Raw genomic sequence first — 13,045 nt, forward strand, 5'->3', positions numbered from 1 at the left:
TGTTCCGCAGATCTTGAGCAGTGTTCCGCAGCAGGTCGCTCACGCGGCGACCGGCTCGGCGCTGTCCGCGGTGATGCCCCTGGTCTCGGCGATCACGTTCTTCAGCTTCTTGGACAGGGCCTCGTAGAACATGCTCAGCGGAAACTCGTCGGGAAGCACGTCGTCCACGAGCTTGCGCGGCGGCAGGGTCAGGTCCAGGGCGTCCGGACCCTTGGCCCACTTCGAGCCCGGGTGCGGGGCGAGGTAGCCGGCGACCAGTTCGTACCCGGCGAACCAGTGGACGAGCTTCGGGCGGTCGATGCCGTCCTTGTACAGCTTCTCGATCTCGGCGCACAGCTGGTTGGTGACCTGCGGGGCGCGCTCCCAGTCGATGGCGAGCTTGTTGTCGGTCCAGCGGACCACGTCGTGCTTGTGCAGGTAGGCGAAGAGCAGCTGCCCGCCGAGCCCGTCGTAGTTGCGGACCCGGTCGCCGGTGACCGGGAAGCGGAACATGCGGTCGAAGAGCACCGCGTACTGCACGTCACGGGCCTGCGGGACGCCGTCCTCGGCCAGCTTCACGGCCTCCTTGAAGGCGGTGAGGTCGCAGCGCAGCTCCTCCAGGCCGTACATCCAGAACGGCTGCCGCTGCTTGATCATGAACGGGTCGAACGGCAGGTCGCCGTGGCTGTGGGTGCGGTCGTGGACCATGTCCCACAGCACGAAGGCCTCCTCGCAGCGCTTCTGGTCGTGGACCATCGCGGCGATGTCCTCGGGGAGTTCGAGGCCGAGGATGCCGACGGCGGCGTCGGTGACCCGGCGGAAGCGGGCGGCCTCGCGGTCGCAGAAGATACCGCCCCAGGAGAATCGTTCCGGCGCCTCACGTACGGCGATGGTCTCGGGGAAGAGGACGGCGGAGTTGGTGTCGTAGCCGGCCGTGAAGTCCTCGAACTTGATGCCGCAGAACAGCGGGTTGTCGTACCGGGTGCGCTCCAGCTCGGCCAGCCAGTCCGGCCAGACCATGCGCAGCACGACCGCCTCCAGGTTGCGGTCCGGGTTGCCGTTCTGCGTGTACATCGGGAAGACGACCAGGTGCTGGAGGCCGTCCGTGCGACCCGCGGCGGGCTGGAAGGCGAGCAGCGAGTCGAGGAAGTCGGGCACCTGGAAGCCGCCGACGGCCCAGCGCCGCAGGTCCGTGACCAGCGCGTGGTGGTACTCGGCGTCGTGCGGGAGCAGCGGGGACAGCTCTTCCACCGCCTCGACGACCCGCCGGACGGCCGCCTCGGCGTCGGCACGTGCGGGCGCGCCCTCGGCCTCGAAGTCGACCGACCCGTCCTTCGACTGCCATGGCCGGATCCGCTCCACGGCATCCTTGAGCACGGGCCATGCCGGGTGCTCGACCACCCTGGTCACGGGAGAGACCTGTCCCTCCGAACCCACCTGCACAAGAATTTCCGTCATGACCCATCCTCCACGGGAGAAGCTTCCGTGTGGACACCGTATGCGTACGGGGTTTCTCCCAGCAAGGGGGCTCTCGGGAAATTATCCTGCGGCATCCCATCTTCACCGCGCTTTTTCCTGTGTGAAACCGTGAAGGCGCTCACATTCACTACGACGTGTGACGAGGCGTCAGTTGTGGCGGACCGCACGGATCCGGCCGGTCAATGCACGAGGGGACGCGCCCACCACCGGGTGACCGCCGACCGGGGCACGGGCCAGGTGTCGCGCGCCCGGCACACCAATCCCCCCGTGTACGTACGGGTTCATCGCGACGGGCGGCCATTAGGCTGCGCCCAGCCGCGTGGACAGCGACGTCCGTCGTACGGTCCGCGCGCCTGCCCCCCACCGCCGCCGTCGACGGAAGCGAGTTGAATCTTGAACTTCCTTACCATCGGTCACCGCGGAGTCATGGGCGTCGAGCCCGAGAACACCCTCCGTTCCTTCGTCGCCGCCCAGCAGGCCGGCCTCGACCTGATCGAACTCGATCTTCACCTCAGCAAGGACGGCGCCCTGGTCGTCATGCACGACGCGGAGGTGGACCGCACGACCGACGGCACCGGACCGATCGCCGAGAAGACCCTGGAGGAGCTGCGCGGCCTCGACGCCGGCCGGGGTGAGCGGGTACCGGTGTTCGAGGAGGTCCTGGACGCGGTGCGGACACCGTTGCAGGCCGAGATCAAGGACGTGGCCGCGGCCAGGGCGCTGGCCGAGGTCATGCAGCGACGGGACCTGGTGTCCCGGGTGGAGGTGTCCTCGTTCCACGACGAGGCGGTCGCCGAGATCGCCCGGCTGGTGCCCGGGGTGCGTACCGCGCTGATCGCCAGCCGCTACGGCACCGACGTCGTGGAGCGGGCCCGGGAGGCGGGGGCGGCCACCCTCTGCCTGAACATCCGCAGGCTGACCCTGGAGGTCGTGGAGCACGCCCGCAAGGCGGACCTGCGGCTGATCGGCTGGGTGGTGAACACCCATGACGATCTGCGGCTGGTGCGCGCGCTCCAGCTGGACGGTGCGACGACCGACTACCCGGAGATCAAGCGCACCGCCCGCTTCACGGCCTGACCACCGGCCCGCGCCTCACACCAGCGGCTTGACCAGCAGCTCGAACTCGAGGTCGGCACGCTGCGGAATGCCGAAGCGCTCCTCGCCGTACGGGAACGGGGTCATCCTTCCCGTACGGCGGTAGCCGCGCCGTTCGTACCAGGCGATGAGGTCCTCGCGCACCGAGATCACCGTCATGTGCATCTCGGTCACGCCCCAGTCCTCGCGGGCCTGGCGCTCCGCCTCGGCGATGACCGCCTTGCCGAGGCCGGCGCCCTGGCGGGCGGGGCTCACCGCGAACATGCCGAAGTAGGCGTGGTCACCGCGGTGTTCGAGCTGGCAGCAGGCGAGGACCCCGCCGTCCCGCTCGACGACGAGGAGCTTGCCGTCCGGCGCCTTGATCACTTCGAGGACGCCCTCCCGGTCGGTGCGCTGCCCCTCCAGGATGTCCGCCTCGGTGGTCCAGCCGACCCGGCTGTCGTCGCCCCGGTAGGCCGACTCGACCAACGCGACCAGGACGTCCACGTCGGCGTCGGTGGCGTCACGGAAGGTCAGTCCGGCGGCGACGTTCTCCATGGGCGGGTTCTCCGTTCTCAAGCGCTACTGAACCGGCCACGAGCCTATCCCCGCTTCCCCGCTCCCCCGCTCCGCCTCCCGGCACCCGTGGCACCCGGCTCCCGCCGTGGCCTGCCACTACGCTCCGGTCGCATGGTGCATGTACTGAGCAGCCGTACGCTGATCCACCCCACCGATCCCGAGCGGTCCCGCGCCTTCTACGGTGAGCGGCTCGGGCTCGCCGTCTACCGCGAGTTCGGTGAGGGCCCGGAGCGCGGCACGGTCTACTTCCTCGGCGGCGGGTTCCTGGAGGTCTCCGGCCGGTCGGACACGCCTCCCTCGCCGGCCGTGCAGCTGTGGCTGCAGGTCGCGGACGTCGCGGCGGCGCACGAGGAGCTGGCGGCGAAGGGCGTCGTGATCGTGCGCCCGCCCGTGCGGGAGCCGTGGGGCCTGGTCGAGATGTGGATCGCCGATCCGGACGGGATCGCCATCGTGCTGGTGGAGGTACCGGCCGACCATCCGCTGCGCCACCGTCCGGGGATCTGAGCAGGCCCGGCGCCCCGAAGGGGTGCTGGGGGCATCCCTGGCCGAGGGCTGGAGGAGGAACTGCGCGACCGGCCACGACGGCGCATCGCGGCCATCGGTGCCGCCGTCGCCTCAGGCCCGCAGCACGCCCGTCCTCCCCTCCAGCCGGCCCAGCAACTCCGCGAGGAGTCCCGCCAGTTCACCCTGCCCCTCGGGAGCGAGGACGGCCAGCACGGCCGTCTCGTAGGCGAGCTGCTCGGGCAGGATGCCGTCGACGAGGTCGCGGCCCGCGTCGGTGAGGCGGAGGTGGGCGACCCTGCGGTCACGGTCGTCGCCGCGCCGCTCGACCAGGCCGCGCTCGGTGAGCTGCTTGAGGCGTTTGGTGACGGCGGCGCCGGAGGAGAACGTCTCCTTGGCGAGCTCGCTCGGGGTCAGCTCGTGGCCGGTGCGGCGGAGCGCGCCGAGCAGGTCGAACTCGGGGCGGCTGAGGCCGGCCCGGCGCAGCGGGGCGTCCTCGGCCTGCTGGAGGAGGGCCGCGCAGCGGTTGATCCGGCCGATGACCTCCATGGGAGCCGTGTCCAGGGCGGGATGGACGCTCCGCCACTGCCGGACGACGGCCGCGACCGTGTCGTCCCGGCCGGCACCGCCTCCCGCGCCCCTGTCCGCGTCACTCCCGGCCGCCGGTCGTCCGTTGGTCGCCGTCATGGCCGTACGTCCTCCGTTGTCCTCGCGCCGTCCCAGGAGTGCGCTCCCTGGCGTCGTACCGTCGCGGCGAGCGTACGGTGTCCGGACTGCTCGGCGAGCACGACCCGCTCCTGGGGCAGCGCGCGCTGCCACCACTCGCCGGACGCGGCGTCGGCCGCGGCGCGCAGGTCGGCCAGGGCCGCGGACAGGGTGCGCCGGGCCGTCTCCAGGGCGCGCGGGGCCGGTCGCGGCCCGGTGAGCAGGCGGGCGGCCTGTTCGTGGGCCTGTTCGACGGCGGTCAGGGCGTGTTCGATGCGGTCGCCGGCCCGGCGGTTGGTGACGACGACGGCGGTGGCGAAGCCGACGAGCGCGCCGACCAGGGTGTCCACGACCCGCTCGGTGATCAGCTGTCCCGGGTCCTGGGTGCGGGCGAACTCGGTGACGAGCAGGGCCATCGGCGTGACGCAGACGCTGCCCAGCCAGTAGTTGCGGCCGATGACCGCCTCGGCGCCGAAGTTGAAGGCGAGGCAGCACAGCACCAGGGCGGCCGGGTGGAGGTGGGCGAGCGGCACGACGGCGGCGAAGACGAGGACGCCGAGCAGGTTGCCGACGACGCGCTGGACGCCCCGGCTCCAGGTGAGGGTGACATTCGCCTGGTAGAGGGAGGCGGCGGTGACCAGCGCCCAGTAGGGGCGGCCGACGCCCAGGGCCAGGGAGGCGTAGCCGGCCAGGGCGCAGCCGAGCGCGGTGCGGACGGCGAAGGGGGCGAGTGGGCCGAGCCGGCGCCACAACGGGGTCCGCGGTACGGCGCGTTCGGCGTCGACGCCGAGGAGGTCGTCGTCGGCGCCGGCGACGCGCGGGACGCGTCCGGTGCCGCGCAGGGCGCGGGACCAGCCGCGCAGCAGCGCGGGGTCGGCGTCGGCCGGGGCGGCGAGGGCGACCTCGGCGCGGACGACGAGGTGTTCGAGGGCGCGCCGGGTGCGGTCCGTGCGGGCGCCGGCGGCGAGCAGGGACTGCCAGGCGGCCTGCACGGCGGCGGCCGCGGCGGCCCGGGCCCGGTCGTGGCCGTCGCCGGTGCCGGTGCCCGTGCCGGTGCCGTGGGTGTCGGCGTAGGCGGCGGTGGCGTGCAGGGCGTGGGCGGTGGCCCGGCGTTCGGGGCCGTGCGGGCGCAGCAGGCCGGGGGCCATGCCGACCAGCCAGGCCCAGGCGCCCGCCGTGACGGCGAGGCCGACGTGGCCGGGGACCTGGCCGGGGGTCTGCGGGGCGAACAGGGAGGCGGAGCTGATGAAGGTGAGGACCACGTTCCCGGGCGGGCCGACGCGGGTGGCGTCGCAGAGGACCTTCTGCACCGCCGCCATGAGCGCGCCGACGGTGACCAGGACGACGGCGTCGGTGGTGAGCGAGGCCGCGGTCAGGGCGACGGCGAGGCCGCCCACCATGCCGAGGATCACCCACGCCAGGGTGCGGGCGCGGGCGGGGTAGGGGCGGTTGTGGCCGTAGAGGGCGCACAGCGAGCCCGCCATGGTGTACATCGCCAGATCGAGGCGGCCGAGGGCCAGCAGGGCCAGGTTGGGCGGGGCGACCGCGGCGACCACGCTGCAGGCGGGCTTGAACCAGATGTCGGAGGGCCGGCCGAGGCGCAGCGCACCGGCGAGGGGGAGACGGCGGGCGGTCGTGGGGGGCGCGGAGCTCATACCCATCAATTTAGCATGTGTTTTACTCGTAAATCATTCTCGAACAGCCCTGGTCACCGGCTGTGCTCCGGCGAATGCTCCCCGTGTACACCCTTGCGCTCGCGTGCGCGCCGCACGGCCTGGGCATCGCATCCAACGACGCGACGTCGAGTCGAGCGGGGAGGTGCGCCGTGCACGGACCGGCTTCGCCCGGCTGGCTGCTGGTCGCGCTGTGCGCGGCGACCGGGGCCTACTGCCTGCTGCGGATGCGCAGCAGTGTCCTGGAACAGCGGCGCGCCGCGGGCGGCGAGGCGCTGATGGGGTTCGGCATGGCCGCCATGGCCGTGCCCGGGACGGCGTTCACGCCGCCGGCGTGGGCCTGGCCGGTGTACGCGGCGGTGTTCGGCGCGGCCGCGCTGCGCGCCCTGTGGGGCGCCCGCAGCAGCTCGCACCATCTGCACCATCTGGTCGGAACGGCGGCGATGGTCTACATGGCGGTGGCGATGGCGGCCACCCCCGGCGCCCACCATCACGGCGGTGCCGGAGTCCCGTCGGTGACCGGGCTGTTGCTGCTCTACTTCACCGGCTACGTGCTGCTCTCCGGTGCGCGGCTCGTTCCGTTCGCGGTCGCCGCCGGGACGGGGACCCTCCGGTGGGGCGACCGGCCGGAGTTGGCGCGGGCGTGCCGGCTGTCGATGGGGATCGGCATGGTGGCGATGCTGCTGGCACTGTGAGGACCTGACGGCCCGCTCGGCGCGGACGTTGCCTGCGTCACTTTGGCGTCATGGCCTGTACCGGTGAACGGTCCCCCGCTCATAGGGTGCTGGCCATGATGGTCCCCGTGGCACTGCTGCTGCTCGGCGCCCTGACCGGCGTGGTCGGTCCCCGGCTGCTCGCCCGGGCCGACTGGCCGGACCGGGAGCCGGTGGTCGCGCTGTGGGTGTGGCAGTGCGTGGTGGCGGCCGTTCTGCTGTGCTGCGCGCTGTCGATGACGCTGAGCGCGGCGGCTGCCTGGCAGGCGGTGCGCGGGCACGTGTTCGCGACCGCCCCGAGCGGGGTGGTGGACGCCTACGCGCTCGGCACGGCCGGCCCGTGGGCAGCGGTGACCGCGGTGGCCCTCGCCGGTGCCGGGCTGTGGAGCGGGGCGATGCTGGTACGGGAGATCGCGCGGGCCAGAGCCAGACGCAACCGCCGGCAGGCCGAACTGCTGCTCCGGTCACCGCTGTTGCCCGGCGAGGAAGCGGCCGACGGCCGGCTCGTCGTCCTTGAGGGCGAGCGCCCGGACGCCTGGTGGCTGCCCGGAGCGGCACCCCAACTCGTCGTGACCACGGCCGCGTTGCGGCGCCTGAAGGGGCGTCAGCTGGACGCGGTCCTGGCCCACGAGCAGGGCCACGCGCAGGCCCGGCACGACTGGCTGCTGCACTGCTCGGCGGCGCTGGCGGGCGGGTTCCCGCAGATCCCGGTGTTCGCCGCGTTCCGCGACGAGATGCACCGGCTGGTCGAACTGGCCGCCGACGACGTGGCCTCCCGGCGGCACGGCCGTCTCACCACCGCGCTCGCCCTGGTCGAACTCAACGAGGACCGTGGGGTGTTCGGTCCCGGGCCGACCCCGCACGCCCATGTCCCGCAGCGGGTGGACCGGTTGCTCACCGCCCCGGACCGCCTCCCCGCCCGGCACCGGCTGCGGCTGACCGCGACGGCCGCCCTGGTCCCGGTGATCCCGGTACTCGTGGCGCTCGTACCGAGCCTGCGCGCCCTCGGGTAGAGCCGTACCCCGCAGGGGAATTGCCCCGCGGGCAATGATTCGGCAAAGATCGCGCCATGTTCCCCCCACCCGGCGACCGCCCGGCTCCCCTTCTCACGACCGCCGTCCTCGCCCTGGCGTCGGCGCTGCTGCTGGCCCTCGTCGCAGGCGAGTGGCCTCCCCTGGTCGCGGTGGACGAGGGCATCGCCGGGACCACCCACCGCTGGGCCGTGGCGGACCACGGCACCACACAGGTGCTGCGAGTCCTGGCGGACTGGGTCTGGGACCCGCTCACCATGCGCCTGCTGTGCGCCGCGGTCGCGGTGTGGCTGGTGTGGCGGCACTCGGCGTGGCGGACCGCACTGTGGCTGACCCTGACCTGTGCGCTCGGCACGGTCGCCCAGCAGTCCCTCAAGGCCGCCGTGGGCCGCCCGCGCCCGGCGTGGCCCGACCCGGTCGACTCCGCCCGCTACTCCGCCTTCCCGTCCGGGCACGCCATGACGGCGACGGTGGTCTGCGGCCTGCTGCTGTGGCTGCTGCACCGCTGCGGGGCCGGTCGCGCGATACGGCGTACGGCCCTGGCCGCGGCCGGGGTCTCGGTCGTGGGCGTCGGCCTGACCCGGGTGTGGCTCGGCGTCCACTGGCCCTCCGACGTGCTCGGCGGCTGGCTGCTCGGGGCGCTGGTGGTGGCGCTGGCGGTGCTGGCGTACGAGTGGGAGCGCGACCGCCGGGGACACCCTCGCCCCTAGGCCGCGCCACGGCGCCCCTCTGTAGAGTCCGGCGCATGACTGCCGTGCTCTTCGACTTCTCCGGAACACTCTTCCGCATCGAGTCCACCGAATCCTGGCTGCGGGCGGTGCTCGCCGAAACCGGGGCAGCGCTCTCCGAGACCGAGCTGACGCAGGCGGCGCGCGCGCTGGAAGCGGCGGGCGCACAGCCCGGCGGGGCCCTCCCGGTCGCGGTGCCCGCGGAGCTGTCCGACATGTGGGCGGTGCGCGACGAGAGCGCGGAGCTGCACCGGGCCGCCTACACGGCCATGTCCCGGCGGGTGATGCTGCCGGACCCCGCCCTGCACGACGCGCTCTACGAGCGGCACATGGACCCGCTGGCCTGGACCCCCTACCCGGACGCCGCCCCGGTCCTGCGCACGCTGCGCGAGCACGGCATCGGGGTCGGCGTGGTCAGCAACATCGGCTGGGACCCGCGGCCGGTCTTCCGCGAGCACGGACTCGACGCCTACGTGGACACGTACGTCCTGTCGTACGAGCACGGCGTCCAGAAGCCGGACCCCCGGCTCTTCACGGTCGCGCTGGAGGCGCTCGGCGCCGGGGCCGCGGAGACGCTGATGGTCGGGGACAGCAGGCCTGCCGACGGCGGGGCGGCGGCACTCGGCTGCCGGGTGCACTTCGTGGACCATCTGCCGGTGGCCGAACGTCCGGACGCGCTGCTGGCGGTCCTGGACCTGGTGGGCGCGGCCCGCCGACAGGTCACGCCCACCCAGGCCTGACCTGTCGCGCCGTCCGCCCGAGACGCTCCCCCGTGTCGCCCCGGACGGACGGCAGCCCTGAACAGGCCCCGCACAGGGCGGTGCCTACTGCGTCGATTATAGTTGGCTGGCAGCCAGTCAACGCAGGAGTTCCAGGATGTCCCCCCGCAGCCCCTCGGTCAATGAAGAATTGCGCAGGCGTTCGCGTGAGCGGCTGCTGCAGGCCGCGGTGGAGCTGGTGGACGAGCACGGTTTTGAAGCGACCACGCTGGGCGCCATCGCGGACCGGGCGGGGTCGGCGCGCGGACTGGTGTCGTACTACTTCCCCGGCAAGCGCCAGCTGGTCCAGTCCGCCGTGCACCGGCTGATGCACCGCACCCTGGAGGAGGCGCTGGAGCACGAGCCGCGCACCGAGGACGGGCGGGAGCGGCTGGCCCGGGCCATCGACGCGATCCTGGGGCTCGCGCAGGACCGGCCGGTGCTGATGCGCCAGCACATGGCCGGCCTGCTCCAGGCCGAGGGCTTCGTGCAGTGCCCCGAGCAGCGGCGGCTGGCGGAGCTGCTGGGCGACACCGTGGCCCGCTACGGCTCGCACCACGTCGAGGTCGACTACCCCATGCTGCGCGCCATGCTGATGGGCGCGGTGTACGCGGCGCTGGTACCGGGGGTGCCGATGCCGATCCCGGCGCTGCGGGCGGAGCTGTTCGAGCGCTACGGGCTCGACCGGGAGCTGGGCCTGCCCCTTCAGTCCGCGCCCCCGGCCGAACGGCGGGACCTGTCCCGGTTCTTCGCCACCGAGGACCGGTCGGAGCCCGGATCCGAACCCGGCCCCGAGGCCGGCTAGACGGCTCCCGGCTTCGCGAAGTCCGGCAGCAGACACCTCTCCGCATACGCAGCGCGATCACATGATCACATCTTCCGCACCTTGACACGCGTGCACGTCACCCCAGCGGCTCCTGCCCAGGCGGCCGGGCCGGTGGGATGCTGGAACCACCAGCCCCTCGGGCAAGGAGTCCCCCGTGTTGCGTGTCGCCGTCGTCGGCTCCGGGCCGAGCGGGTGCTACACCGCCCAGAACCTCGTCCAGCTCGACCCCACGGTTCGCGTGGATGTCCTGGACCGGCTGCCGTGCCCGTACGGACTGGTGCGGTACGGCGTCGCCCCGGACCACGAGAAGATCAAGTCGCTGCAGGGAAACCTGCGCACCGTACTGGAGCACGACCGGGTGCGGTTCCTCGGCGGCGTCCGGGTCGGGGGCGCGGGCGGGCTGCCGGTGGCGCGGCTGCGGGAGCTGTACCACGCGGTGGTGTACTGCGTGGGCGCCGCGACCGACCGCCGGCTCGGGATTCCCGGCGAGGAGCTGCCGGGCAGCTGGTCGGCGACCGAGTTCGTGTCCTGGTACAGCGCGCATCCGGACGCCGTCGACGCCGGGTTCGTGCGCGACGCCCGGTCCGCGGTGGTCATCGGGGTCGGCAACGTCGCGGTGGACGTGGCGCGGATGCTGGTCCGCGGCGTGGCGGAGCTGAGCCCCACCGACATGCCCCAGGCGGCCCTGACGGCACTGGCGGCGAGCCGGATAGAAGAGGTCCACGTGGTGGGCCGGCGGGGCCCCTCGCAGGCGCGGTTCACCACGAAGGAGCTGCGTGAGCTGGCCGGGCTGCCGGAAACCGAGGTCCGGGTGGAGGCAGCCGATCTGGCGCTCGATCCGGGCTGCGCCGACCCGTCCGCGCTGCCCGCCGCCCAGCGCCGCAACGTGGAGGTGCTGCGCGGCTGGGCGGAGGCCGGCGGCCGGGGCACGGGCCGCGGCATCCGGTTGCGCTTCTTCCTGCGTCCGGTCGAACTGCTCGACGACGGCGGCCGGGTGGGCGGCGTGCTCTTCGAACGCACCGAACCCGACGGCAGCGGCGGGGTGCGCGGCACCGGGCGGTACGAGACGGTCGAGGCACAGCTGGTGCTGCGCTCGGTCGGCTATCGAGGGGTGGCGCTGGACGGGCTCCCGTTCGACGAGGAGAGCGGCACCGTGCCGCACGAGGCGGGCCGGGTCCTGGACAGCTGCTTCGGCGCGCCCGGCAACTACGTGGCCGGCTGGATCAAGCGCGGCCCGACCGGCGTCATCGGCACCAACCGTCCCGACGCCAAGGAGACGGTGACCTCCCTCCTGGCGGACGCGCCCGCACTGCTGGACAAGGCGGTGCCGGAGGATCCGCTCGCCGCGCTCCGCTCGGCCGGCATCGAGCCGGTCCCGTGGACGGGATGGCAGGCGATCGAACGGGCCGAGGCCGCGCTCGGCGCCCGGCTCGGCCGGAGCGTGGTCAAGCTGGCCGACTGGAACTCCCTGCTGGCGGCGGCGCGGACCGGGTCGTAGCGGAGCGGGATCCACCCGCGTCCGGGTGGGCATGACACGTATCGGCAACAGACCGGAAATCAACAAACTGTTCAAACCGCTTACGGTCTCGTGCTGTCCGGATGTCGTCCCCGCTCTGGAGTCCTCATGGCCACCACCGGCGCCTCCGTCCATCCCGTCGACGAGGTCCCACCCGTACGGCAGTTGACCGCGTTCGGCCTGCAGCACGTGCTCGCGATGTACGCGGGCGCGGTCGCCGTGCCGCTGATCGTGGGCGGCGCGATGAAGCTGTCGCCCGCCGACCTGGCCTACCTGATCACCGCCGACCTGCTGGTGTGCGGCATTGCCACGCTCATCCAGTGCGTCGGCTTCTGGCGCTTCGGCGTCCGGCTGCCGATCATGCAGGGCTGTACGTTCGCGGCGGTCTCGCCGATGGTCCTCATCGGTACGACGGGGGGCGGACTCCCCGCGATCTACGGCTCGGTGATCGTCGCGGGCCTGGCGATCATGCTCCTCGCACCCGTCTTCGGCAGGCTGCTGCGCTTCTTCCCACCCCTGGTCACCGGCACGGTGATCCTGATCATCGGGGTCTCGCTGCTGCCGGTCGCCGGCAACTGGGCCGCGGGCGGCGCCGGGGCGAAGGACTTCGGGGAGCCGAAGAACCTGGCGCTGGCGGCCTTCGTGCTCGCGGTGGTGCTCGGCGTGCAGCGGTTCGCGCCCGCCTACCTCGCCCGGATCGCGGTCCTGATCGGCATCGCGGTGGGCCTCGCGGTGGCGGTGCCCTTCGGGTTCACGGACTTCGGCGGGGTCGGGGACGCCGACTGGCTCGGCATCAGCACGCCGTTCCACTTCGGGGCGCCCACGTTCCGGGCCTCGGCGATCGTCTCCATGCTGGTGGTGGCCCTGGTCACGATGACCGAGACGACCGGTGACCTGCTCGCGGTGGGCGAGCTGACCGGCCGCCGCGTCGAGGCGCGCCCGCTCGCCGACGGTCTGCGCGCCGACGGCCTCTCGACCGTCCTCGGCGGTGTCTTCAACACCTTCCCCTACACGGCGTTCGCGCAGAACGTGGGCCTGGTGGGGATGACCCGGGTGCGCAGCCGCTGGGTGGTCGCGGCGGCCGGCGGCATCCTGGTGCTGCTCGGCCTGCTGCCGAAGCTGGGCGCGGTGGTCGCGGCGATTCCCGCTCCGGTGCTGGGCGGTGCGGGCCTGGTGATGTTCGGCACGGTGGCGGCGAGCGGCCTGCGCACGCTGGCGGCCGTCGACTTCACGGGCAACAACAACCTGACGGTGGTCGCCGTCTCGGTGGCGGTCGGCGTCCTGCCGGTGGGCGTGCCCACGGTCTACGCGAAGTTCCCCGACTGGTTCCAGACGGTGATGAACAGCGGCATCAGCGCGGGCTGTCTGATGGCGATCGTCCTGAACCTGCTCTTCAACCACCTCCCGTCGAGAGCGGATTCGGCCCCGGGCACGGTCCCCACCGGGGCCGGGTCGGCCTAGGTGTTCTGTCCGGCGGACCACG

At 73.0% G+C, this 13,045-nt stretch carries 13 protein-coding genes; 9 read left to right on the plus strand and 4 right to left on the minus strand.

Annotation, left to right across the window (positions count from 1 at the left end):
• Nucleotides 1-39: 39 nt before the first annotated feature.
• Nucleotides 40-1,437, minus strand: a complete 1,398-nt coding sequence (locus AB0472_RS30950; RefSeq protein WP_366361223.1) for a DUF6421 family protein — start codon at nucleotides 1,435-1,437, stop codon at nucleotides 40-42.
• 414 nt (nucleotides 1,438-1,851) lie between these two features.
• Here AB0472_RS30950 and AB0472_RS30955 point away from each other — a divergent pair, with 414 nt between their 5' ends.
• A complete protein-coding gene (locus AB0472_RS30955; RefSeq protein WP_366361225.1) occupies nucleotides 1,852-2,535 on the plus strand; it encodes a glycerophosphodiester phosphodiesterase family protein in 684 nt (227 codons plus the stop codon).
• Nucleotides 2,536-2,550: 15 nt separating this feature from the next.
• Here the strand turns inward: AB0472_RS30955 and AB0472_RS30960 are convergent, their stop codons facing one another.
• The gene (locus tag AB0472_RS30960; RefSeq protein WP_366361227.1) at nucleotides 2,551-3,090 is read right to left on the minus strand and encodes a GNAT family N-acetyltransferase; all 540 of its coding nucleotides are present in this window, start codon (nucleotides 3,088-3,090) and stop codon (nucleotides 2,551-2,553) included.
• A gap of 132 nt (nucleotides 3,091-3,222) precedes the next feature.
• Between AB0472_RS30960 and AB0472_RS30965 the strand changes: the two genes are divergently transcribed.
• Nucleotides 3,223-3,615 (plus strand): VOC family protein, encoded by a 393-nt coding sequence (locus tag AB0472_RS30965; protein WP_366361229.1) that lies wholly within the window; start codon nucleotides 3,223-3,225, stop codon nucleotides 3,613-3,615.
• Nucleotides 3,616-3,726: 111 nt separating this feature from the next.
• Here AB0472_RS30965 and AB0472_RS30970 read toward each other — a convergent pair whose 3' ends face one another.
• Together AB0472_RS30970 and AB0472_RS30975 are read right to left on the minus strand one after the other, a co-directional pair.
• Nucleotides 3,727-4,299, minus strand: coding sequence for a MarR family transcriptional regulator (locus AB0472_RS30970; protein ID WP_366361231.1), 573 nt, complete (start codon nucleotides 4,297-4,299; stop codon nucleotides 3,727-3,729).
• A complete protein-coding gene (locus AB0472_RS30975; protein WP_366361233.1) occupies nucleotides 4,296-5,972 on the minus strand; it encodes an FUSC family protein in 1,677 nt (558 codons plus the stop codon). The genes AB0472_RS30970 and AB0472_RS30975 overlap by 4 nt, the downstream gene beginning before the upstream one ends.
• 170 nt (nucleotides 5,973-6,142) lie before the next feature.
• On the opposite strand from AB0472_RS30975, the gene AB0472_RS30980 reads away from it, so the two are divergent.
• From AB0472_RS30980 to AB0472_RS31010, 7 genes are all read left to right on the plus strand, one after another.
• A complete protein-coding gene (locus AB0472_RS30980) occupies nucleotides 6,143-6,685 on the plus strand; it encodes a DUF5134 domain-containing protein (RefSeq protein WP_366361235.1) in 543 nt (180 codons plus the stop codon).
• A 95-nt stretch (nucleotides 6,686-6,780) separates the two neighbouring features.
• Nucleotides 6,781-7,716: a M56 family metallopeptidase gene (locus tag AB0472_RS30985; RefSeq protein WP_366361237.1), complete on the plus strand. Its 936-nt coding sequence runs from the start codon at nucleotides 6,781-6,783 to the stop codon at nucleotides 7,714-7,716.
• 56 nt (nucleotides 7,717-7,772) lie between these two features.
• A complete protein-coding gene (locus AB0472_RS30990) occupies nucleotides 7,773-8,444 on the plus strand; it encodes a phosphatase PAP2 family protein (protein WP_366361239.1) in 672 nt (223 codons plus the stop codon).
• Nucleotides 8,445-8,479: 35 nt separating this feature from the next.
• Nucleotides 8,480-9,202: an HAD-IA family hydrolase gene (locus tag AB0472_RS30995; RefSeq protein WP_366361241.1), complete on the plus strand. Its 723-nt coding sequence runs from the start codon at nucleotides 8,480-8,482 to the stop codon at nucleotides 9,200-9,202.
• Between the two features lie 136 nt (nucleotides 9,203-9,338).
• On the plus strand, nucleotides 9,339-10,025 hold the full coding sequence (locus AB0472_RS31000) for a helix-turn-helix domain-containing protein (protein WP_366361243.1): 687 nt from the start codon (nucleotides 9,339-9,341) through the stop codon (nucleotides 10,023-10,025).
• Nucleotides 10,026-10,200: 175 nt separating this feature from the next.
• The gene (locus AB0472_RS31005) at nucleotides 10,201-11,544 is read left to right on the plus strand and encodes an FAD-dependent oxidoreductase (protein ID WP_366361245.1); all 1,344 of its coding nucleotides are present in this window, start codon (nucleotides 10,201-10,203) and stop codon (nucleotides 11,542-11,544) included.
• Between the two features lie 126 nt (nucleotides 11,545-11,670).
• Complete coding sequence (locus AB0472_RS31010) at nucleotides 11,671-13,023, plus strand: nucleobase:cation symporter-2 family protein (RefSeq protein ID WP_366361247.1); 1,353 nt, start codon at nucleotides 11,671-11,673, stop codon at nucleotides 13,021-13,023.
• The last annotated feature ends 22 nt before the right edge of the window (nucleotides 13,024-13,045 follow it).

Origin of the sequence: Streptomyces sp. NPDC086777 (assembly GCF_040702065.1) — a bacterium.
GTDB lineage: Bacteria > Actinomycetota > Actinomycetes > Streptomycetales > Streptomycetaceae > Streptomyces.